The organism is Peribacillus psychrosaccharolyticus ATCC 23296, from assembly GCF_000305495.1.
Lineage (GTDB): Bacteria > Bacillota > Bacilli > Bacillales > DSM-1321 > Peribacillus > Peribacillus psychrosaccharolyticus.
The window spans coordinates 1-22,243 of sequence record NZ_AJTN02000191.1; the positions used below are offsets into that span (position 1 = coordinate 1).

At 39.3% G+C, this 22,243-nt stretch carries 21 protein-coding genes, 1 tRNA gene, 1 pseudogene and 1 other annotated feature; of the genes and pseudogenes, 3 read left to right on the forward strand and 20 right to left on the reverse strand.

Annotated elements, in window-relative coordinates; genetic code table 11:
• Positions 1-16: 16 nt before the first annotated feature.
• The 14 genes from clpX to WYK_RS11070 form a co-directional block, all read right to left on the reverse strand.
• Positions 17-1,282: an ATP-dependent protease ATP-binding subunit ClpX gene (gene clpX, locus WYK_RS11000; RefSeq protein ID WP_040374549.1), complete on the reverse strand. Its 1,266-nt coding sequence runs from the start codon at positions 1,280-1,282 to the stop codon at positions 17-19.
• Positions 1,283-1,800: 518 nt separating this feature from the next.
• Positions 1,801-3,099: a trigger factor gene (gene tig / locus WYK_RS11005; RefSeq protein ID WP_040374550.1), complete on the reverse strand. Its 1,299-nt coding sequence runs from the start codon at positions 3,097-3,099 to the stop codon at positions 1,801-1,803.
• 183 nt (positions 3,100-3,282) lie between these two features.
• Complete coding sequence (locus WYK_RS11010; RefSeq protein ID WP_051387449.1) at positions 3,283-4,356, reverse strand: tetratricopeptide repeat protein; 1,074 nt, start codon at positions 4,354-4,356, stop codon at positions 3,283-3,285.
• Between the two features lie 449 nt (positions 4,357-4,805).
• A complete protein-coding gene (gene leuD, locus WYK_RS11015; RefSeq protein WP_040374551.1) occupies positions 4,806-5,402 on the reverse strand; it encodes a 3-isopropylmalate dehydratase small subunit in 597 nt (198 codons plus the stop codon).
• A gap of 27 nt (positions 5,403-5,429) precedes the next feature.
• On the reverse strand, positions 5,430-6,842 hold the full coding sequence (leuC, locus tag WYK_RS11020) for a 3-isopropylmalate dehydratase large subunit (RefSeq protein ID WP_040374552.1): 1,413 nt from the start codon (positions 6,840-6,842) through the stop codon (positions 5,430-5,432).
• A gap of 73 nt (positions 6,843-6,915) precedes the next feature.
• Positions 6,916-8,028 carry a 3-isopropylmalate dehydrogenase gene (gene leuB / locus WYK_RS11025; protein WP_040374553.1) on the reverse strand — a complete coding sequence of 371 codons (1,113 nt, stop codon included), beginning with the start codon at positions 8,026-8,028 and terminating at the stop codon, positions 6,916-6,918.
• Between the two features lie 25 nt (positions 8,029-8,053).
• Positions 8,054-9,586, reverse strand: a complete 1,533-nt coding sequence (locus tag WYK_RS11030; RefSeq protein ID WP_040374554.1) for a 2-isopropylmalate synthase — start codon at positions 9,584-9,586, stop codon at positions 8,054-8,056.
• Entirely contained in the window at positions 9,573-10,601 is a 1,029-nt protein-coding gene (ilvC, locus tag WYK_RS11035) for a ketol-acid reductoisomerase (protein WP_040374555.1), read from the reverse strand. The genes WYK_RS11030 and ilvC overlap by 14 nt, the downstream gene beginning before the upstream one ends.
• Before the next feature lie 58 nt (positions 10,602-10,659).
• Positions 10,660-11,172 carry an acetolactate synthase small subunit gene (gene ilvN / locus WYK_RS11040; RefSeq protein WP_040374556.1) on the reverse strand — a complete coding sequence of 171 codons (513 nt, stop codon included), beginning with the start codon at positions 11,170-11,172 and terminating at the stop codon, positions 10,660-10,662.
• Positions 11,169-12,887, reverse strand: coding sequence for an acetolactate synthase large subunit (gene ilvB, locus WYK_RS11045; RefSeq protein ID WP_051387450.1), 1,719 nt, complete (start codon positions 12,885-12,887; stop codon positions 11,169-11,171). Before ilvB ends, ilvN begins: the two co-directional genes overlap by 4 nt.
• A 90-nt stretch (positions 12,888-12,977) precedes the next feature.
• Positions 12,978-13,219 (reverse strand) — a binding site (T-box leader).
• Between the two features lie 285 nt (positions 13,220-13,504).
• Positions 13,505-14,194, reverse strand: coding sequence for a M15 family metallopeptidase (locus tag WYK_RS11055; RefSeq protein ID WP_040374558.1), 690 nt, complete (start codon positions 14,192-14,194; stop codon positions 13,505-13,507).
• 80 nt (positions 14,195-14,274) lie between these two features.
• A complete protein-coding gene (locus tag WYK_RS11060; protein WP_040374559.1) occupies positions 14,275-15,546 on the reverse strand; it encodes an FtsW/RodA/SpoVE family cell cycle protein in 1,272 nt (423 codons plus the stop codon).
• A gap of 1 nt (position 15,547) precedes the next feature.
• Positions 15,548-15,958 (reverse strand): PadR family transcriptional regulator, encoded by a 411-nt coding sequence (locus WYK_RS11065; RefSeq protein ID WP_051387451.1) that lies wholly within the window; start codon positions 15,956-15,958, stop codon positions 15,548-15,550.
• A complete protein-coding gene (locus tag WYK_RS11070; protein WP_040374560.1) occupies positions 15,948-16,493 on the reverse strand; it encodes a sigma-70 family RNA polymerase sigma factor in 546 nt (181 codons plus the stop codon). Before WYK_RS11070 ends, WYK_RS11065 begins: the two co-directional genes overlap by 11 nt.
• A gap of 226 nt (positions 16,494-16,719) precedes the next feature.
• On the opposite strand from WYK_RS11070, the gene WYK_RS11075 reads away from it, so the two are divergent.
• Complete coding sequence (locus WYK_RS11075; RefSeq protein WP_040374561.1) at positions 16,720-16,947, forward strand: PF20097 family protein; 228 nt, start codon at positions 16,720-16,722, stop codon at positions 16,945-16,947.
• A 62-nt stretch (positions 16,948-17,009) separates the two neighbouring features.
• Here the strand turns inward: WYK_RS11075 and WYK_RS11080 are convergent, their stop codons facing one another.
• Positions 17,010-17,282: a GNAT family N-acetyltransferase gene (locus tag WYK_RS11080; RefSeq protein ID WP_040374562.1), complete on the reverse strand. Its 273-nt coding sequence runs from the start codon at positions 17,280-17,282 to the stop codon at positions 17,010-17,012.
• Between the two features lie 290 nt (positions 17,283-17,572).
• Between WYK_RS11080 and WYK_RS11085 the strand changes: the two genes are divergently transcribed.
• Both WYK_RS11085 and WYK_RS11090 read left to right on the forward strand, forming a co-directional pair.
• Positions 17,573-17,839 carry a MarR family winged helix-turn-helix transcriptional regulator gene (locus tag WYK_RS11085; RefSeq protein WP_051387452.1) on the forward strand — a complete coding sequence of 89 codons (267 nt, stop codon included), beginning with the start codon at positions 17,573-17,575 and terminating at the stop codon, positions 17,837-17,839.
• A gap of 153 nt (positions 17,840-17,992) precedes the next feature.
• Positions 17,993-19,182 (forward strand): annotated as a pseudogene (locus WYK_RS11090) (MFS transporter).
• Between the two features lie 50 nt (positions 19,183-19,232).
• On the opposite strand, the gene WYK_RS11095 reads toward WYK_RS11090, so the two are convergent.
• The 5 genes from WYK_RS11095 to WYK_RS11120 form a co-directional block, all read right to left on the reverse strand.
• A complete protein-coding gene (locus WYK_RS11095) occupies positions 19,233-20,234 on the reverse strand; it encodes an LLM class flavin-dependent oxidoreductase (RefSeq protein ID WP_040374563.1) in 1,002 nt (333 codons plus the stop codon).
• A gap of 229 nt (positions 20,235-20,463) precedes the next feature.
• A complete protein-coding gene (locus WYK_RS11100; protein WP_235782488.1) occupies positions 20,464-20,634 on the reverse strand; it encodes a hypothetical protein in 171 nt (56 codons plus the stop codon).
• Positions 20,635-20,733: 99 nt separating this feature from the next.
• A complete protein-coding gene (locus WYK_RS11105) occupies positions 20,734-21,084 on the reverse strand; it encodes a DUF3147 family protein (protein ID WP_040374564.1) in 351 nt (116 codons plus the stop codon).
• Positions 21,075-21,491 (reverse strand): MarR family winged helix-turn-helix transcriptional regulator, encoded by a 417-nt coding sequence (locus WYK_RS11110; RefSeq protein ID WP_040374565.1) that lies wholly within the window; start codon positions 21,489-21,491, stop codon positions 21,075-21,077. Before WYK_RS11110 ends, WYK_RS11105 begins: the two co-directional genes overlap by 10 nt.
• 628 nt (positions 21,492-22,119) lie before the next feature.
• A tRNA-Arg gene (locus WYK_RS11120) sits at positions 22,120-22,193 on the reverse strand.
• Positions 22,194-22,243: the final 50 nt, after the last annotated feature.

Below are 22,243 nucleotides of genomic sequence, written 5' to 3' on the forward strand. Positions count from 1 at the left end.
GGCTTTTTTGGAGATATTAAGCTGATGTTTTCTTGCCTTTTTTAATGATTGTGCCGTCTTTCAACACTAATTTAGGTGCTTTGTTAGCCGCAATTGTTTCAGCTGTGATGATACATTTGTCGATATCGTCACGTGAAGGCAGGTCGAACATAACCTCCAGCATAATTCCTTCGATAATTGAGCGTAGACCACGGGCACCCGTTTTACGTTCAATTGCTTTTTTAGCAATCTCAGTAAGTGCACCATCTTCAAACTCTAGCTCAACATCATCAAGTTCAAGCAGTTTTTGATATTGTTTGACTAACGCATTTTTTGGTTTGATTAGGATTTCGATCAACGCAGCCTCGTCTAATTGCTCCAATGTAGCAATAACCGGGATACGGCCGATGAATTCTGGAATTAAACCAAAACGCAGTAAATCTTCTGGAAGTACTTTTGACAGTAATTCCTTTTCTTTTACATCCTCTTTTTTAACATCTGAACCAAAACCAATCACTTTTTGGCCTAAACGACGCTTGATAATCGGTTCGATTCCATCAAATGCACCACCGCAAATGAAGAGAATATTGGTTGTGTCAATTTGGATGAATTCTTGATGAGGGTGTTTACGTCCGCCTTGTGGTGGAACGCTCGCAACTGTACCTTCAAGAATTTTCAAGAGTGCTTGCTGAACACCTTCACCAGAAACATCACGAGTAATAGACGGATTTTCTGATTTACGAGCTACCTTATCGATTTCATCGATATAGATAATGCCTTTTTCAGCTTTTTCTACATCATAATCTGCTGCTTGGATTAGTTTCAGAAGGATGTTTTCAACATCTTCCCCAACATAACCAGCTTCTGTCAATGAAGTTGCATCGGCAATAGCAAATGGAACATTCAGCAGACGAGCAAGAGTTTGTGCAAGCAAGGTTTTCCCGCTTCCTGTTGGTCCAATTAGAGCAATATTTGACTTAGAAAGTTCAACTTCGTCAGATTTCGAACTGGAATTAATACGTTTATAATGATTATAAACCGCTACAGCCAAAGATTTCTTAGCTTGGTCTTGACCAATTACGTATTCATCAAGGATGGTCCGAATTTCACGTGGTTTCGGTACATCTTTAAATTCTACTTCTTCGTCAGTACCTAGTTCTTCCTCAACAATTTCTGTACAGAGTTCAATACATTCGTCACAAATATATACACCCGGTCCTGCTACAAGTTTACGTACTTGTTCTTGAGTTTTACCGCAAAAAGAACATTTTAATTGTCCTTTTTCATCATTAAATTTAAACATATTCACTCACCCCTTTAAATACTTTTGCAACATCTATACGTGGTAAAGTCCAGTCCTTAAAACCGGTACTCCCCTTGAACATTTAATAGGTCTTGTACATCTGTACATTCTTGCCTTTAATACCAAGCATATTTAGTGATATGCTTCAGCTTTTATTAAACATTGGGAGTAGTGCCGAAAACTCCAATGAATACTTGTATGCTTTGCATTTTATCATGTTCCTGACAGGAATGTAATTAAAATGCTTCATCCAAGTAGTTCATCTGGTATTAACCTAAAATAATTCTCTATGTATTTGCCCTTTACCATCATTCCCAAACCTTTAGCTTTTTATAAAAATGAGAATGTAATTATTTATGTATATGCGGCTTAGCATTTAATCTACACTTAAATGGAAAAAAAATCAATCTATACTTGTCAGAAAAATTAATTTTTATCTTCCCTGCTTAAATAATGCTTTTATGTATAAAACAAGGCACGATTGCTCGCGCCTTGTCTCTTTTCTATTGTATATGGAATTATTCAGCTGAAGCTTCAACGATCTTGCTGTTTTCAACAAGGAAGTCGATTGCTTTACCAATTTTCAAATCACCTTTAACGCCTTCAAGGCTTCCAAGTGCTTGTTTGATTGCTTCTGTTTCCATTTTGTACATTTCAGCCATTTTTGCAATTTCAGCATCAACATCAGCATCAGATGCTTCAATGTTTTCTGCAGTAGCAATTGCATCAAGAGTCAAGCTAGTTTTAACTTGTGTTTCAGCTTCTTCTTGCATTTGTGCTTTCAAAGCTTCTTCATCTTGACCTGAGAATTGGAAGTAAAGCTCTAGGTTTAATCCTTGAGATTGTAAACGTTGATCGAAATCTTTCATCATACGTTCTACTTCTTTTTCAACCATAACTGCAGGAATATCTACTTCTGCATTAGCTGTCGCTTTTTCAACAACTGTGTCACGGACTTGGTGTTCTGCTTGGTGCTTTTTATCATGCTCAAGCGTTTTTCTAGTTTTTTCTTTCAATTCTGCTAATGTTTCTACTTCTTCATCGACATCTTTTGCGAACTCATCATCAAGCTCAGGAAGCTGCTTTGATTTGATTTCGTGAATTTTCACTTTGAATACTGCAGGCTTACCAGCAAGTTCAGCTGCATGATATTCTTCAGGGAAGTTCACTTCGATATCTTTTTCTGCTCCTGTTTCAAGACCAACAACTTGTTCTTCGAAACCAGGAATGAAAGAGTTAGATCCAAGTTCTAGAGAATAGTTTTCAGACGCTCCGCCTTCAAAAAGTTCTCCGTCAACACTGCCTTCAAAATCAAGAACGACTGTATCGCCCATTGCTGCTTGTCCTTCTTCTTTAACAACAAGCTCTGCTTGACGCTCTTGCAATGTTTTGATTTCGTTATCGATATCTTCGTCAGTTACTTCAGTGTTAACTTTTTCTACTTCAAGACCTTTATATTCACCTAATTTAACCTCAGGCATAACAGTCACAGTAGCTTTGAAAATAAGGTTTTTGCCTTTTTCCATTTGGTCAACGTCGATTTCTGGACGATCAACAGGATTGATTCCTGCTTCTTCGATAGCAGTTGCATATGCGTCTGGAAGAATGATATCCAATGCATCTTGGTATAATGATTCTACGCCGAATTTTTTGTCGAACATTTGGCGAGGCATTTTACCTTTACGGAAGCCAGGTACGTTAATTTGTTTTACGACTTTTTTAAAGGCAGCGTCGATACCTTCGTTAACTTTAGCAGCGTCTACTTCTACAGTTAGAACGCCTTGATTACCTTCTAATTTTTCCCAATTTACAGACATTTGTTTCCCTCCAAAAAAATCTATGATATTTCATGAATAAGCAACGGATGAATCTGCCTTGCTATTCGTAACAAGTCATCCCCGGTATTCCCAATTTACAAGGAACCCGTCGTTTTTCCTAAAATCGTTACATTACAACCACTACATTATAACACAGGTCCCCTTAGTTTCAATAACAATAGGCTAAATAATCGGGGAAGAAAAATCTTCAATTTCCTTTAAAACCTTTAACTTTTCTGCTGCTTGATCCTGATCTACCTGGTATAGTTCAGCGATTCTCTCTATTGAAGATTCCCCATACAGGTACTCCTCTGCTAACAGATGATACCCTGCCGCATACCCGCTGTATTCTGCCTTCTCAGGTACAAAGGGGTACATCACGAGGTGCTGTCTCTCTATTAAACTGACCGCCATATCAAATAGAGTCGGATCACGGTCACCCAAGTGTTCTTCTAACAACTTAACAGAATGCTGATAAAAGTCTGTTTCATTTGGGGCAGAAAGAGTAGACGGGATGACCTTCATTTGTTGAGAAAATTTTGAGATGGTAAGCTCTTTATCGTATTCCTGTTCCTGCAAAATATTAAGCAGCAATGTTTTCACAAACGGACTGATTTGGCTATTCTCAAGAACCAGCTTGATTTGATTCATATGCGGCCTAATATTCACCTTCGATAACCGAGATACAACGGCAAGCAGCTCATTATCTGTCTTATTTTCAAAAAGTCCTTCGTCTTCAGCCAACTCTTCCTGGATTTTTTCTTCAATACGTACTTCCTGATCTTTTTGTTCATCAATTGCTCGTCTGCTGAAATGAAGCATATTCTCAAAGTGATCTTTCTTATCAGATGGAACATGTCCCTCTTCAAGCAACGCTTCTATCGTTGTGACCATCTCTTGATGCTCATTTAAATGCAGGAGGACCATTAAATAAATCGTCACTACTTGGAAGTAGTCACCAATCCCTTTAAAGAGCAGTTCCTTACATAAATCTCGAGCTTCCTCATAATCGTTCAGCTCTACAAGTGCTACAACCAACCCAATATTCAGATCTGGATTTTCTGGTTCTAACTCTCGTGCTTGGCTAAATAATTCAGCTGCCTTTTTAAAATCTCTAACCTCTAATCGCTCCAACCCTTTGTCGACAAGTCTTTTGCAGAGGTTTGGAAAAGCAATGATGTTTGAATTATCCTCGTTTCTTCCGCCCATTAGCAACTCCGTCCTGTCCTTTGTCTTTACTGACAAACAGTTTAGCATGGAAAACCTCCAAACACAAAATTTTACCAATATAAACTTTCCACATAAAAATACCTGCTCAATAAGCAGGTATTTCAGACTGTAGACAAACTCGGATGAGATTTAAAATCGAGATGTTGATTTCCATTCCAGGCGCTTCGCTTTCCGCGGGCGGTGAGCCGCATCAACGCTTACGCTCCTGCGGGGTCTCACCTGTCCCGCTGTTCCCGCAGGAGTCTTCACGCCAACACTCCCATCAACTGACTTTCTAAACTTAAAAGTAAAAGACCTATTTTTTGAGGTGATAAGGAGTATTTTCGAAAACTAACTTGAAATGGTAACACTAAACCTGCTTGTTCCCGCGTTCCTATTTGGTCCAAAAAATGCAAAAGAGGTACGGAATGAAATCATTCCGTACCTCTTTTGTCTACTAACTGATACCTGCTCAATAAGCAGGTATTTTTCTTCTATTATATAGAGAGTCTTTGTTTACTATTTTCGTATTCAGTGATTTTCTCATCGTATTGAAGTGTGATTGAGATTTCATCCCAGCCGTTGACAAGCATCTTCTTCCAATATGGATGGATGTCGAAATGCGTTTCAAACCCATCTTGTCCAGAAACCTTCTGATTCGGTAAATCGACGGACAGTTCATACTTACCACCTGCAGCCGCTGTCATTAAATAGTCTACTTCAGCTTCAGTCAAAGCGATTGGAAGCATCCCATTTTTCATACAATTACTTTTAAAAATGTCCGCAAAGGATGGTGCAATGACAATTGGAAAGCCAAAGTCGAGCAGCGACCACGGGGCGTGCTCTCTTGACGATCCACATCCGAAGTTTTCCCCAGCCAATAAAATACTTGTTCCTTTATTTTCCGGCTGATTTAATTCAAAGTCAGGCCGCTCATTTCCTTGTTCATCATAGCGCCAGTTGTAAAATAGATATTGACCGAATCCACTTCGTTCGATTCGTTTTAAAAATTGCTTCGGTATAATTTGATCTGTATCCACATTTTTTCTGTCCATGACAGCCATTCGTCCTGTATAGATAGTTATTGGTTCCATATGGCACCTCCTTCTTGATTTTCTAACTTAGCGCACTAGTTCCGCAATCCGTTCATTTTTTCTAATATCGACAAAACGACCGTATAAAGCAGCTGTTGCCGCCATTGCGGGACTGACTAAGTGTGTGCGTGCTCCTGCACCTTGCCGTCCTTCGAAGTTACGGTTTGAGGTAGATGCACAGTGCTCGCCTGCTGGAACGACATCTGGGTTCATACTTAAGCACATGCTGCAGCCCGATTCGCGCCATTCAAAGCCGGCTGCTTTGAATAGTACATCCAGACCTTCTTCCTCTGCTTGTTTCTTGACACTTTGTGATCCTGGAACAACCATTGCCCGGACTCCAGGATGAACGTGTTGACCGGATAGTACTGCCGCTGCTTTTCGAAGATCTTCAATTCGAGAATTCGTGCATGATCCGATGAAAACATGTTGTACTGGAATATCCGTAATGGCCATCCCTTCATTTAAGCCCATATATTCTAACGCACGGCCAAGCTCACGAGAATCCATCACACCATCCGTAATGGACGGAACAAACCCATCGACTCCAGTAGCCATACCAGGATTAGTACCCCAGCTAACCATTGGCGGAATCTCACTTCCATCAAGAACTATTTCACGATCATAAACTGCATCCACATCACTAGCAAGCTGACTCCACTCTTCTACACAGCGATCAAATTCGCTGCTTTCCGGAGCATACTTCCGTCCTTTCATGTATGAATATGTCGTATCATCTGGACTGACAAGCCCTGCTCTTGCTCCACCTTCAATCGACATATTACATACCGTCATCCGCTCTTCCATCGACATATTTCTGAACACTTCACCACAATATTCGATAATATGCCCGGTCCCGAAATCCACACCAAAACGCGAAATCACATAAAGAATGACGTCTTTTGATGTGACACCATAGCCGAGTTCACCGTTCACTTCAAGCTTTAATGTTTTTGGCTTAGTCTGCCAAATGGTTTGAGTAGCTAAGACGTGCTCGACCTCACTTGTACCTATACCGAATGCAATCGAACCAAAAGCACCATGTGTCGAAGTATGACTATCACCACAAACAATTGTCATTCCAGGCTGGGTAAGTCCAAGTTCAGGTCCAATTACATGAACAATTCCCTGCTCGCTGCTAGTTAAATCAGCTAGGTGGATGCCGAATTCCTGACAATTCGCAGCCAGTGCATCAAGCTGTTTCTTCGCAATCTCATCTTGAATGAAATAACGGTTCACCGTAGGAACATTGTGATCCATAGTGGCAAAAGTCCGTTCTGGTCTTCTTACCGAACGTCCTTTCATTCTAATTCCTTCAAATGCCTGTGGTGATGTTACCTCATGAATATAATGTAAATCTACATATAATAAATCTGGCTTATCTTGTTCTTCTGAAACAATATGACGATCCCATATTTTTTCAATGATTGATTTCCCCATCTTCCATCCTCCTACTCGCTCGTTCAGTTTAGAAAAAAAGCTGACGCGCAGTCAGCCTTTTCAGAAGTCTTATTTACGCATATGCTCCCATGATATTTAAAATGGCTTCCTGGTCCAGCAATGCCGCTTTGATTTCTGCTATCATTTGACTGGTCGATACTCCTCTGATTGGGCTATTTGCCAGATCACCGGTTCGCAGCCCAGCATCAAGGACTTTCTGAACGGCTTTTTCAACGGCGTCTGCTTCTTTTTCTAATCCAAACGATAATCGAAGCATGGAGGCAGCTGATAAAATCATCCCCATTGGATTCGCCACGTTTTTCCCTGCAATATCTGGAGCTGACCCATGAATTGGTTCGTAAAGGTTGCATCCATCCACCGAAACAGAGGCCGAAGGGAGCATACCAAGCGAGCCAGTCAATACAGAAGCCTCATCACTTAAAATATCGCCAAACATATTTTCCGTCACCATAACATCGAACTGTCTTGGATTACGAATTAGCTGCATAGCAGCGTTGTCCACCAACATATGTTCAAGCTCTACCTCAGGATAATTCTTAGCTACTTCTTCTGCCGTTTCCCGCCACATTCGACTGGATTCAAGGACATTTGCTTTATCAACAGATGTGACCTTATTCCTTCTTGTGGAAGCCAGTTTAAAAGCTAGTTCGATAATTCGTTTAATTTCTGACTTCTGGTAAAACAATGTGTCCACAACTGCTTCTTTGCCGTCTAACGTTGTACGTTCACTTGGCTTTCCAAAATATAAGCCACCGGTTAATTCCCGGACAATTAATAAATCTACGCCTTCAATTATTTCTTTTTTTAAGGGAGAAGATTCCGATAAACTCGAATAATAACTAATTGGTCGAAGATTGGCATAAAGGTGCAAGTCCTTGCGGATTTTAAGTAAGCCGCGTTCAGGCCTCAAATGCAACGGCTGTTGATCCCATTTCGGTCCTCCTACAGCACCTAATAGAACCGCATCGCTGCTCTTGCACATTTCGACTGTTTCATCTGGAAGCGGTGAACCAGTTCGGTCAATGGCACTCCCGCCTATTTCGCCAAAATGAAACTCAAAGTCATGACCAAATTGTTGTCCAACAGCTTCGAGGATTTCGACGGCACCTCGTGTTACTTCTCTACCTATTCCATCTCCCGGCAATACTGCTATTTTCCGTTTCATCGAAATCTCCCCTTCCCTTGCTTTTTTATTGTAAAATTGGTTCTTTCTCAGTTAAGTAAATTACACGGTTTACTGCATTCAAGTAAGCTTTAGCTGAAGCTTCCAATACATCTTGGTCTAATCCTCTGCCTCTTGTTTCAGTTCCTTGGTAACGAATCGTGACAAATACTTGAGCTAAAGCGTCTCTGCCTGCACCCACTGATTGGATTCGGTAATCGAGTAAGTTCACTTCGCTTCCAATACACCGTTCAAGCGTATTATAAAGCGCCTCAACACTCCCAGCGCCAGTAGCTGCTTCACTAATGGTATCCTCTTCGCCTTTTTTCAGCCGGACCGTCGCTGTCGGAACTTGGTTTGTGCCATAGCTGATTTGCATGGAATCAAGTTCGAAGAATCGATCATCCTTCGACGTTTTCTCTTCAAGTACTAGGGCAACCAAATCTTCGTCGGTCATTTCTTTTTTCTTATCAGCCAATTCTTTAAATTGAATGAATAAACGATTGCTTTCTTCATCTGAAACAGAAAGCTTCAACGTTTTCAAGCGATCTTTAAATGCATGACGCCCAGAGTGCTTACCAAGGACAAGTGCATTCGACGATACACCGACAAGTTCTGGAGAAATGATTTCATACGTTGTTTTTTCCTTTAAAACGCCGTCCTGATGGATACCTGATTCATGTGCATAGGCATTTCGGCCAATAATCGCTTTGTTTGGCGGAACTGCAAATCCGGTTAACTTACTAACTAAATCGCTGGTCCGTTTAATTTCATTTAGTGTTAAACCTGTTTTTGCTTGATAGAAATCAGAGCGAATTCGCAACGCTACGGCTAATTCTTCAAGAGCAGCATTTCCTGCACGTTCACCAATTCCGTTTATCGTGCCTTCAATTTGATTGGCTCCGCCTTCAATGGCTGCCAGTGAATTTGCAATTGCCATTCCTAAATCATCATGACAGTGCGCAGATAAATTTACTTTATCTATAGAAGGAACATGTTCACGAAGGTGCTTAAATATAGCTCCATATTCTTGTGGTGCCGCATAGCCGACTGTATCTGGAATGTTAATCACGCGTGCACCAGCTTGAATGACGGCTTCAACAATTTCAACCAAGTAATCAAGTTCTGTTCTGCTTGCGTCTTCAGCTGACCATTGGACAATTGGAAAACGCTCTGCCGCATACTTCACAGTCTGAACGGCCGTTTCAATCACTTGTTCTTTAGAAAGCTTCAATTTATAATCACGATGAATCGGTGAAGTAGCAATGAACACATGCAATCTTGGTTCTGCACCGCCCTTTAATGACTCCCAGGCTGCATCAATATCCCCTTGAACAGAACGCGCAAGTCCTGTTACGGATGCATGACGGATTTTATTCGCAATTTCTTGAACGGAACCAAAGTCACCTTTTGAAGCAGCTGGGAAGCCAGCTTCAATGATATCAACACCTAAGCGTTCTAACTGAAAGGCGATCTCTAATTTTTCCGAGTAATTTAGATTAATGCCAGCGGATTGCTCGCCATCTCTAAGTGTCGTATCGAAAATATTAATTTTTCGCAACAGTCACCACTTCTTTCTTAGTTTGTTGTTGTTTGACAAATGGCATCATTTTACGTAGTTCACGACCTACCACTTCGATTGGATGTTGATTTTCTCTTTGGTTCACAGCATTAAAGACAGGTCGGTTAGCTTGGTTTTCAAGGATCCAGCCTTTTGCAAATTCCCCATCTTGGATATCTTTCAATACTTTCTTCATTTCACCCTTAACCGTTTCATTTACAATACGAGGTCCGGATACAAAATCGCCCCACTGTGCTGTATCAGAAATAGAATAGCGCATGTTTTCTAAGCCGCCTTCGTACATTAAGTCAACAATTAGTTTTAATTCATGCAAACATTCAAAGTAGGCAACTTCCGGCTGATAACCAGCTTCTGTTAATGTTTCAAAACCAGCTTTTACGAGTGATGTCACTCCCCCGCATAGTACGGCTTGTTCACCGAATAAGTCAGTTTCTGTTTCTTCTTTAAAGGTTGTTTCAAGAACACCTGCACGTAAGGCTCCGATGCCTTTTGCATACGCAAGAGCTAATTCTTTTGCTTCACCTGTTACGTCCTGATGGATAGCGAACAGAGCTGGTACACCTGCTTCTTGTTCATATGTACGGCGAACAAGGTGCCCAGGTCCTTTTGGTGCTACTAGTAACACATCAACATCTGCAGGCGGAACGATTTGACTGAAATGTACATTGAAACCATGAGCGAAAAGCAAGGCATTTCCTGCTTGTAGTCCAGCTTTGATATCTTGTTCATAGACTTTCGGCTGAGTTTCGTCTGGAAGAAGAATCATGATTACATCAGCTTGGGCCGCTGCATCTTCTACTGTATAAACGTTAAAGCCATCTGCTTTTGCTTGATCAAATGATTTCCCTTGTCTGATTCCGATAATAACGTCAACACCGCTGTCGCGTAAATTTTGGGCGTGAGCATGACCTTGTGAACCATAGCCGATTACCGCTACCTGTTTGTTAGTGAAATAATTTTGATTTGCATCTGAATTGTAATATACTTTTGCCATTATAAAATCTCTCCCTTTTTTATCATCATTTTAGTTTTATTTTTAATATTTAGTATTTTCAAACTATAGTTAAGCTTTTATTGCTAGTTCGCTGGGTTCCCCGCGGAAAAGCAGTGGTGCCGGTACGGGCTAATTCTTTAATGCCGTATGGCTTCATTAACTCTATAAAGGCACCGATTTTTTCGGATTCACCCGTAATTTGAATAGTCAATGAGTCCTTACTAATGTCAATAACAGCGGCTCGAAACGGTTCAATTAAACTATTAATCTCCGCTCTATTCTGGCTTGTCGCCATTACCTTGATTAAGGCGAGCTCTCTCGATACAATGGATTGGTTTGAAATATCATTCACTTTTAAAATATCAATCTGTTTATTTAATTGTTTGGTCATCTGTTCAATCACATGCTCATTTTCCACATGAACTACAACAGTCATACGTGATATTCCTTCTTGCTCGGATGGTCCTACTGTCATACTCTCAATGTTATAGTTCCTTTTTGTAAATAGATTAGTAATCCGGTTCAGCACACCCGGACGATTGTTTACCGTTAGGGTTATAATTCCTTTCATTGCTTGACTCCTTCCATTTCATGCAGACCTTTTCCTGGCGAAACCATCGGATAGACGTTTTCTTCAGGCTCCACGTGAAGATCGAGAAGAACCGGCCCATTCATCGTCACTGCTTTTTCTATTAAGACAATTGCTTCAGCCTCTGTTGTAGCTTTAAAGCCCGGAATTCCATATGCATCAGCAAGTTTTACAAAATCCGGCTGGGTCTGGAATGTGCTGTGAGAATATCGTTTCTCATGGAAAATTTCCTGCCACTGTCGAACCATTCCCAACGCATGATTATTAATAATCACAATTTTGATTGGCAGGTTCATTTCAGCAATGACTGCCAGCTCTTGGTTTGTCATTTGGAATCCACCATCCCCAGATATGGAGATTACTATATTTTCTGGTTCTGCAATTTGGGCGCCAATTGCTGCTGGCAATCCAAATCCCATTGTACCAAGTCCACCCGATGTTACCCAGGCATGCGGTTTATTGAAGGGATAGTATTGTGCAGCCCACATTTGATGCTGCCCGACATCAGTGACCACAATGGCTTCTCCATTTGTGTATTGATGTAAAAGTTCGATTACTTTTTGCGGTTTTAAAGCCCCTGTATCATTTCGATAACATAATGGAAAGTCTTTTTTCCAAGCGTTAATGGTTTCAATCCACTTCGTTACTTCCGGTTTTTTCCCGTCTTGTGCAATCAAGTCTGTAAGTGCTTCTTTTGCATTGCCGACGACTGGAATCTTCGTTGGTATATTCTTACCAATTTCAGCAGGATCGATATCGATATGTGCAACCGTCGCATACGGAGCAAAATACTTTAAGTTTCCTGTCAGCCGGTCATCAAATCTCGCCCCAATATTAATCAGTAAATCACAGGTTGATAAAGCCATGTTTGCTGCATATGAACCATGCATGCCGCCCATCCCAATAAATAAGGAATGATCTGCTGGATATCCACCCAGTCCGAGTAAGGTATGCACGACCGGAATTCCCTGTTGCTGGGCATAGGTCTTTAATTCATCAGCACCCTTAGAATGGAGGACTCCCGCACCTGCAAGAATGACTGGCTTTTCCGAAGAGCTCACAGCTTCAACCAATTTTCTGATTTGAAGATGATTTGGCTGAACGGTTGGCTGATAGCCCGGTAAATCCATTTCTGGATCTTCATCTGCAAAGCCTGACAGGATGGCAATATCCTTTGGTATGTCAATTAAGACTGGGCCCGGCCGGCCACTGGACGCAATATGAAAGGCTTCTTTAACAATTCTAGGAATATCTTCTGTCTTCCTGACCTGATAATTATGTTTCGTTATAGGTGTAGTAATCCCGAGTACGTCCGCTTCTTGAAAAGCATCCGTACCAATTACACTTGTAGCAACTTGCCCAGTGAAAATGACGAGGGGAAGTGAATCAATCATTGCATCGGTAATCCCCGTTACAACATTCGTTGCTCCTGGTCCTGATGTTGCAATAACTACACCAGGTTTACCAGTTACTCTCGCATAGCCTTCAGCTGCATGAATGGAACCTTGTTCATGTCTGGTAAGAATATGAAAGAGACCTGAGCTATAAAGCTTGTCGTAGATTGGCAATACAGCTCCACCAGGATAACCAAATATAACGTCTACATTTTGCTTCTTGAGAGCATCCATTAAAAAGTCTGCTCCGCTTTTTTCTACTTTTACTTTCTCCCTGTTAGTCAGGAGTGCTTTCTCAGTCATTTAAAGACCTCCTCTACATCATTTCACCGGTTAAGCGATTTTTTTCATATAAAAAAGCCCCCCACCCTAATAGACTTGCTTTCGCAAGGTTCAAGGGGTGAAAAGGCTTCATAACCAGTCCACGGTACCACCCTAATTCGTACACATATGTACGCTCTTCATCATTTTTGGTAACGGGTGCCGGTATGCACCCGTTCAGCTTTACTTGCAAAGTGCTTTCAAGCTGAAACTCAGAGGTGAGTTCATCTTTTGTAACACTACCGGTTTCCAGCAATCCCGGCTCTCTGCGAATGTTGTATCAAAAGATTACTTTTCCTCTTCATTGCTTTTCTTTATAAAAGCCAGCGGCGATTTTATGTTAAAACGTTTTTAGAACCTTCAATCATTCTTTCAACCTGATTACTATGTCCTCGTACTCATTGGCTGTTGATGATTATATTACGACGATATGTTAGGTACGTCAATATGTTTTTTTGTAATTATTAGATTATTCTTAAAGTTCAAACTAATTTGTATCCGCTTTCATCCTTGAAGTGATAGAGTTTACAACGTCTATAATTTTTTGAATATTCTTTCTGATTTTTTTCAATAAAAAATCCCTGCTGCGTGCCAGCAGGTTAAAACATTTTATCCCAAGTTTCCTTTTCAACAGTACCTGTAACTTTAAGTTTGTTTTTTTTCTGATAAGCTTTCACAGCTGTCTCCGTTTTCTTGCCATACTTCCCATCTACTTCACTTTTTTTCATACCCGCTTCCTTTTGAATTTTTTCCACGTTTTTACCACTCATAAGTGGAGATTTCACTTTATAAACAATCCCTGGATATGAACTTGCAGCAGGAACCTTCGAAGTGAGTACCGGACGTTTTCCACTCAACAGTTCTTTCATGGTCAAGCCCTTCGTCATTTGCAAATGGGGATAGTCTTTAAACGATGACCATTCTCCTCCCCACTCAAATCCTAGTGATTTAGCAATACTAGCCACTCTGCGCCATTTATCAGTTACTGTCCAAATCGCCCTCCTGCCATCATCACTTACAATTACGAAGTCAATCGCTAATCCATAATTATGGGCTGAATACCCTCCGCGTGCATTCGTCACAATTGGTTTCGATTTATTGGTTCTTCCCTGAGCATACAACTTATCTTGCTCCTCGAAGCTCCTAAACCCATTGGAAATGAGGACATATATTTTTTCTTTATAGGCTCGCTTTATCACTTCAATAGCTGTTTGTTTCACTACAGGATTGATATTTTTCCCCATATTCGTTTCTGCTTTTTTGATTAATGAATCTACACTTACTGCCATAAATACCGCCTCCTTAAATTAGTAAATGCAAACAAGCCACCCCATGTAAGGGCAGCTAGTCTGCTTCATCTACCTATTTTTCAGGAAGCATAAATTAAATCCTTTCGACGGTAAACGCTGAGGATGGTTCCGAAAATCACTGAGTTTATTAAAACCGGCATTACACCGTAGCTGATGAATGGTAACGAGATAGAAATAATAGGAACTATCCCAAGAGACATCCCAAGATTAGCAATTACTTGGACCGCAAAAACCGTCAGCCCTCCGACAATCAATAACTTTCCAAAGTGATCATCCACTTTTTTTAAAATCCAAAACATTCTATAAATAACTAATAGGAGAACGCTGGCCAAGATACATGCAAACAACCACCCTAGCGAATAGGTAAGACCCACAAAAACAAAATCCGTGTTATTAAACAGAAACCCATATATATCCTCAGGCAATGGCTGGCCAAACCAGCCTGCATTCTGCATATGATTTTTTACCGTTACATACATGTAGCCCATTCCGTTAGGATCCCGTTCTGGGGATAAAAAAGACAATAACCTTTCAAATTGATACTCGTTAATTACATGTGTTACAACACCCAAAACAACTGTTAGACCAGTTATAACTAGAAATCCAGCATAACACTTGATTATTTTCATTCTTTCAAAATGACTCCACCAAAGCATAGCCATAACCATTACTATGTAGATTCCGGTAATTACTAAATCTACTGCTAAGAGGAACAATAGTAAGGTAAATAAAAATAGACTAATAACACCAAATAACTTCACTTTCTTTTCCCGCATGATACCTGCCCAGCCAAAGAAAAAGAAAGGCAAGGTAATCATCATGTTCGTAGTAAATGGTCCAAACTCTATATATGGTACGCCATTAATCGTCCTAGTTGAGAATAATAGTGTATACAGTAAAATAAGACTTCCAAGTCCATAACACAACCAGCCATACCGTTTTAAATGGGTATAGTTGAAAAACATCCCTACAAAAGTAACCATTAAACCTGCAATAACGGTAATGAGTCTCCTACTGAATAGACCGCCTATTTCACCATTTAGCACAAGTTGGGGAACCAGACCGAGACCTGCACAGCTAAGAAAAAGAACAATTAGCATCCAGTCTACTTTTGGCCGATGAAGTTTATTCATTTTTTTCCCTAGCCTTGCTGGACTGCCCATTTGTTTAATTGCCTGTTCTACCGCTTCCTCATCATTGCATCCCTGCTTTTTTAACTCTTCAGTGGATTGTTTTAAATGAAACGAAAGTTCTTTAGAAACAAAATGACGAGCTTCCTTAGAACGGATTTGCTGACAAACTTGATTTAAAAACACTTCTTTCTTTTTCATCTCAGCTGCCACCCAAAATTGATTGTGAAATAAATGAACCGGAATGTTGTTTTTTCTCTGCCTGTTTGATCATCTTTCGACCTTTGTCACCCAAAACATACACTTTTTTCTCTGATTCCAGCCAGACTGCGCGAACATATTCCTTTTGTTCAAGCTCATGAAGCAGCATATATAAGCTGCCTTCTTTTTCCGCAAATCTAGTTATCCCTCTACTTCTTAACCTAGATTGTAATTCAAAACCGCTGTGTTCCTCACGAAGTATCTGGAAAATAGCATAGTAAAGGTCTTCATTATTATCTTCCACTTCATTAATGGCTTTATGAATCTTATTTCTACTGACTTCATTGAACTCTAAATCGGGAAAAACATTCTTTTTCATCGTATTTTTTAAATTTCGTAATCTATTTTCCATCTTTCATTCCCTCCAATCTATCTTTCAGAATACTCTTTGCCCGACGCATCCTTGTTTTGATTGTCCCCTGACTCAGTCCTGCAATATCAGATATATCCTTGATAGACAACTCTTGAAAATAATAAAGATAGATAACTTCACGATATTTTACAGGCAGTTCCATCACCGCTGCCGCTAATTCCTGATCTTCATCACGTTGAATCATCGTGTCTTCAATGTTTTCACTAGCTGCGAACTCCTGTTGCTCATCTCCTGCAGCCTGTACGGACCGAAAATACCAGCTTTTTAGATAATCCTTACAATGATTGGTGGCAATTCTCCATAGCCATGTCCTAACTTTCGCCTGTTTTTTATATGAAGGAAGTGCTTGATAGCATTTCACGAATATCTCCTGAGTCAGATCCTCTGCCACTGTCTTGTTCTTCACATAAGAAAACACTAGTTGGAGAATATCCTGGCCATAAATCTGCATAATCTCGTCGAGTAAAGCTGATTCATCCCCCGCCTCAAACACCTCTGCCAAAAATTCCTCCAAATTCCTCACCTCTTCTCCTATTACACTAACGAATCAATATGTATAAAAGTTTTATTTTCTATGTAGTTTTAATTTTTTCCTCAAGTAAAAAAGCTTTTATCCGCATCGGTTACTTGCTTATGATATCTTTCAGCCTCCGTTCTGTCACTAATCGGCGACAGATAAAAGAAGGACTTTTTCATGAAATGGAAGAAGTATTCTTAATAAAAAGAGGGAGGCGGCATTAGTGAGTGAATGTTCAACCTGTGGTAGTGAAATGAAGAAAGGATTTATACAGAGCGGCACTAGACTTGCGTGGGTACCAAAACCGGCTAAGTTTAGCGTAGAACCTAGTTTAAATAAAGAATCGGTTTTATTGTCGAATCAAAATCGATTTTCCATTAATATTGTGGATGCTTTTCTTTGTGAAGGTTGTAAAAGAGTCCTTATCGACTTTTCCGATAAAGGGGTGTAGCGGGACAATTTAAACAGCTATAATGAAAGAGCCTTGCATTAGTTCAGCAAGGCTCTTTCATTTTATTCAGCTAGTACATCTTGGTACTCCTGATTTTTCTCAAATTCTTTTCGTGCAAATGAACAGGCCGGGATTATTTTTTTATTTTCCTCCCGAGCAAGTTCAACTACTTTTTTCACTAACTTATTACCCATCTTCTGCCCCCGAAGTTCTTCAGATACCACTGTATGGTCGATGGTCATTTCCTTTTCTCCAGTTTCGGTATACGTTATTTCCGCCACTACTTCACCGGAATGTTCCACATAAAAACGCTGCTTTCCGCGTTGAATATCCATCTACTAAAACCTCCCTGTTTTTTTATCCCTTACTCTTAACTAGCCGGAGAACACGATGTCTAAACGTTACTTCAGTTACTAATCTCCATAAGTAATTCAAAAAAACACCCTCAACTCATATTCTATTGTTCAGCATATCTTTTACTAGTTCGAAGAAAATATATATGACTCATATTAGAGTGCATCTTTTTCTCTAATTTTATCATTGGAAGAGAATTCTCTTTACAAATGAATGGAAAACCTGTTTAATTAATTAGGCTAACTAACTAATTTTAGAGGAGGCCATCATTATGAATTCTATGTTTTCCGCATTTAAATTTTTTAATCGTCCTTATACAGTTAGATTACAGCAGCTTATCGCTCCTTATCATGTAACGGAAATACAGTGGGCAATGGTCCGCTATCTATATGAAATGGGTCCTGCAACAAATTCTGACATCGCTTCGGACTGGCTTGTCGAAAAGCCATCTGTAACAGCCATTGCACAGAAACTAATCGATCAGAAATTAATCTATGTAGTTCCTGGAGTGGATAAACGAAAAAAGTCATGCATTTAACAGAGGAGGGAATTTCTATTTATCAGCAGTTAAAAGGGAAAATTGATATCTTCCATGCTTCTCTTTTAGATGGGGTAACTGAAGAAGAGAGTCAAATTGTTAAGAACGTTTTTACAAAACTGCATCAAAATATTGAAAGGTGAGATAGGATATATGAACAAAGAAAAATTATGGACGAAGGAATTTATTGTCGTTTCAACGATCAACTTTTTAGCCATTTTAGTCTTTTTTTACTTATGGTAACCATCGCTTCTTATGCGAAAACTGAATTTGGTGCTGCTACTAGTACAGCGGGGTTAGTATCCAGTATCTTTATAATTGGGTCCTTATTCGGAAGACTTGGTGCTGGACGTCTAATCGGCAAAATGGGGCCAATCAAAATTCTTTGGATTGGGCTAACTGCGTTTACCCTTACATCAGCCCTTTATTTTATCGCCATTAACATACCACTATTATTAACTATCAGATTTATTCAAGGTGTTGCCGTAGGCGTCATCGGTACGGCCACAGGAACCATCGTGGCACATATTTTACCGAATACACGCAAAGGTGAAGGCATTGGCTACTTTAGTTTAAGTAACATACTTGCAACTGCCATTGGTCCGTTTATCGGAATTTTACTTATGAAAATGGAAAATGGTTTTACCATCATGTTCACAATGAACGTCATTTTATCGATGATTTGTCTGGTATTCCTTGCGGTCGTTAAATTACAATTACCTGCACCGAAAGTTTCCACAATAGCAGAAGAAAAAGGCTCTTTTTTCTCAAAATTTGTCGAACCAAAAGCTGTACCTATTTCTTTAATTGCCTTAATTATCGGATTTAGTTATTCTGGTGTAATGTCCTATTTATCCTTTTATGCAGAGACAATAAATCTAGTAGATGCTGCCAGTTATTTCTTCTTAGTTTATGCAGCTATTATCATCGTCTCGCGGCCTTTTACAGGGAAATTGATGGATACAAAGGGGGCAAACCTCATTGTTTATCCATGTTTCATTGTTTTTGCGGTGGGGATGTATTTCTTCAGTCAAGCAACCGCTGGATGGATGTTACTGCTTGCTGCAGCATTAATCGGATTTGGCTACGGAAACTTTAATTCCATTGCCCAAACTGTTGCAGTCAAAGTAACTCCTCCCCACCGCTTCGGCTTAGCTACAGCTACTTACTTTATTTTTTACGATATGGGCTTAGGATTCGGACCATACTTATTAGGCTTTATCGTCCCAATCACTGGATACCGTTCTATATTCTTAATCATGGTAGCAGTGATTATAATCTGTATTCCACTCTACTATTTACTACACGGCCGAAAAGACAAAGAGCTATTGAAAATTTTGTAAACTCAAAACACCCGACGAAAAATTTTCGTCGGGTGTTTTTTTATTTCTATTTATTTCCCATCCACAACTTCTTTTAAAATTTCGTACGATCGTTTTTGTTTTGCTGGATCGAAAATATACGAAACACCCATCAGTTCATCCACATTATATTTTTCTTGGAAGCGTGTCAGTTGTTCCTTAATGGATTCTTTAGATCCAAGTAAAGCCATACTGGACATCGACGTAGCCATTGCTTTTTCAGAAGGACTCCATAATTCATCCATACTTTCAACAGGAGGACTTAATAGATTTTTTGTCCCACGGACCACATTTAAGAAAAATTGCTGCATGGTGGTTAATTCAAACTGTGCTTCCTCATCGCTTTCTGTTGCAATCACATTAAGACAAACTGTCATGTGTGGTGATTTTAGGTATTTAGACGGTTGGAATCTATCTCGGTAAATTGCTATCGCTTCTTCCATATAGCGCGGTGCAAAATGAGAAGCAAACACATATGGCAGTCCTAATTTAGCGGCTAATACCGCAGAATCGGTAGACGAACCAAGAATATAAATAGGGATATTTGTTCCCACCCCAGGATATGCTTTTACATAACTTTGTTCTTCCTCAGATCCAAAATAAGTCAACAATGATTGAACATCGTGTGGAAATGTATAGACAGAATCCTTATCAGATCGTCTTAACGCACTCGCTGTCATCATGTCAGTACCAGGAGCTCTTCCAAGTCCTAAATCCACACGATTTGGATAGATGGTTGCCATTGTTCCAAATTGTTCTGCTACGACTAACGGTGAATGGTTAGGCAGCATAATCCCGCCTGATCCTACTTTTATATGATTTGTATGTTCTAGAATATGTTTAATTAAAATTGCTGTTGCTGAGCTGACCATTGTCGGCGTATTATGATGCTCGGCAACCCAATATCGAGTATAGCCCATTTTTTCGGTCGCTTGCGCCAAGTCAACCATTGAATTAATCGCTTCTTTAGCATCCTGACCTTCTCTAATTGGTGCTAAGTTTAAAACGGAAACAGGGATTTGTATAGTTGACATGTTAGAAAGATCCTCTCCTCGTTAAGTTAACTTCATACTAACAAAAAGTAACTGATAAACAAACTTTATTGCTTGACCATTCACTTAGAAAAGATTCGGCTCATAAATCTCAGCAATTGCTGAAGATGAAAATATAATGTTATATTACCCTTCAAGTTCAGCCTTTATTTTCTGTGTTAAGATTTTATTATGTTCGTTTTCTAGTTCAATTCCATTAGGAAGCAATTCTTCAATCACCATACATGTTGACCCATTTCTTCAATTCTCTTATTAATTCAATGGGAATAGGAATGGCCTCTATATCAAGGTTACACCCACATCGATTACACCATATAGGAGCCGTACCAACAGCCCCTGCAACTTTTAACTCATAGGATTTTTGTTCACATATATATTCCATATGATTTACAGCCTCCCCGTCTATAACATAAACTATCGTTTATGCAACTAACTAAAAAGGAACTGTTCAGCGTCTCTTTTTAACAAATGTAAGAATATGTTAGATGAAAAGAAATCTATAGTATTTTACAACTAAGTCTTGAATCCATAAAAATATCAACCAACCACATACCCCTAAACTAATAGATATAAATAAATGAAGGGAATGTTGTAAGGATATATATACGATCACTAACAAAACAGCAGTTGCCGGAAAACCCCAAAGTACACCTAATGCAAACTTACTTAACGTGGCTGTTTGTTCTCCTTGAAAATACAGCCAAATGATGCTAAGTAAACTTACCAAAGGAAGTGCAGCTATTATTCCTCCATATGACGGAAATCTTCTGGATATCTCCGTAACCACACCAATTACAATGGCTGAAGCAAAAATTTTCGTTATTAAGTACATTGTTTTGCTCGTTCACTTAATATTTTTAGAGCGTTTTCTACTAAGTTCTTTTCATTATCATCTAGTTCGCTTAACACTCGTTCTAGTTTTTCTTCATCAAGACTTGTATTTCTATGTAAAACTTCTTTCCCCAAATCCGTTAAACAAAGATTTACTTTTCTCTCATCTAGAGGATCTCTCCCTTTTATTAAATAGTTCTTTTCAATCAATCTTTTAATGTGTTCTGACGCAGTATTATGAGAAACTTGTAGGTATGAAGCAATTTCATTTACGCCTATTTCTTCCTGTTTATCGACAAGCTGAAGAATACGAACCACTTGATGGGAAATTTTTTCTTTATGGAGATAATGTAAATGAAAATAAATATCGGTCCAATATTGGTTTAATAGCGAAACTTTACTGCTCAAAAATACCCCTCCTTTACATCGTTATCTACGATTATATCGTATAATACGATATAAATGAACACGTTGATTGTTTTCCAATGTAAAAGTGTATAAATAATCTTTGATAACTGACTCTTTATAGATATTTAAAAATATTTATATCTACAGAATCTATAAGATCTATTTTTTCTTTTAAATCCCAAAGTTTTATCTCTGATGTTTCATCATTTTCTTTAAACGGTCGTAATTCATCAATTTTTGTTATATTTAATAGTTCCTGCCAGTATATTTTTTACTATTAGTAACCCCTTAAATTCTAAATCTGTAACTACTTGGCCAGTTTCCTCAAATAGTTCTCTTATTGCACATTACTACTGCATATGAACCCGCTATAGGGTAATAGTTCTTGTTCGCTGATATTTATAAGGTCTATAAACTCAAAATCATTACCCATAGGTAAGTCTCCCCTCTTTTTTTGTACCGTTCTGCATATGTTTCAATATTCCTGCTATATTGCATGTGCTTCTTACACGATCTAACTCTGTATCCCGTTTTTTCTGTAATCCTCTATAAACAAAAAAATGCCCCAAACCCTTAAAAGGATTTGAAGCATTTTTCTGGTTCGAACTTAATGTTCTGAACACTTGGATGTCCCAGGAGAGATTCGAACTCCCGACCCACGCCTTAGAAGGGCGTTGCTCTATCCAGCTGAGCTACTGGGACATTATGATATTTTTGGCGGTTCGTTATGTAATTCCTTACATTGTACTCTC

Coding starts and splice junctions, on each gene's coding strand:
- clpX (WP_040374549.1), bottom strand. CDS start 1,282: ATGTTTAAATTTAATGATGAAAAAGGACAATTAAAATGTTCTTTTTGC.
- tig (WP_040374550.1), bottom strand. CDS start 3,099: ATGTCTGTAAATTGGGAAAAATTAGAAGGTAATCAAGGCGTTCTAACT.
- WYK_RS11010 (WP_051387449.1), bottom strand. CDS start 4,356: ATGCTAAACTGTTTGTCAGTAAAGACAAAGGACAGGACGGAGTTGCTA.
- leuD (WP_040374551.1), bottom strand. CDS start 5,402: ATGGAACCAATAACTATCTATACAGGACGAATGGCTGTCATGGACAGA.
- leuC (WP_040374552.1), bottom strand. CDS start 6,842: ATGGGGAAATCAATCATTGAAAAAATATGGGATCGTCATATTGTTTCA.
- leuB (WP_040374553.1), bottom strand. CDS start 8,028: ATGAAACGGAAAATAGCAGTATTGCCGGGAGATGGAATAGGTAGAGAA.
- ilvC (WP_040374555.1), bottom strand. CDS start 10,601: ATGGCAAAAGTATATTACAATTCAGATGCAAATCAAAATTATTTCACT.
- ilvN (WP_040374556.1), bottom strand. CDS start 11,172: ATGAAAGGAATTATAACCCTAACGGTAAACAATCGTCCGGGTGTGCTG.
- ilvB (WP_051387450.1), bottom strand. CDS start 12,887: ATGACTGAGAAAGCACTCCTGACTAACAGGGAGAAAGTAAAAGTAGAA.
- WYK_RS11055 (WP_040374558.1), bottom strand. CDS start 14,194: ATGGCAGTAAGTGTAGATTCATTAATCAAAAAAGCAGAAACGAATATG.
- WYK_RS11060 (WP_040374559.1), bottom strand. CDS start 15,546: ATGAAAAAGAAAGAAGTGTTTTTAAATCAAGTTTGTCAGCAAATCCGT.
- WYK_RS11065 (WP_051387451.1), bottom strand. CDS start 15,958: ATGGAAAATAGATTACGAAATTTAAAAAATACGATGAAAAAGAATGTT.
- WYK_RS11080 (WP_040374562.1), bottom strand. CDS start 17,282: ATGGATATTCAACGCGGAAAGCAGCGTTTTTATGTGGAACATTCCGGT.
- WYK_RS11085 (WP_051387452.1), top strand. CDS start 17,573: ATGAATTCTATGTTTTCCGCATTTAAATTTTTTAATCGTCCTTATACA.
- WYK_RS11095 (WP_040374563.1), bottom strand. CDS start 20,234: ATGTCAACTATACAAATCCCTGTTTCCGTTTTAAACTTAGCACCAATT.
- WYK_RS11100 (WP_235782488.1), bottom strand. CDS start 20,634: ATGGAATATATATGTGAACAAAAATCCTATGAGTTAAAAGTTGCAGGG.
- WYK_RS11105 (WP_040374564.1), bottom strand. CDS start 21,084: ATGTACTTAATAACGAAAATTTTTGCTTCAGCCATTGTAATTGGTGTG.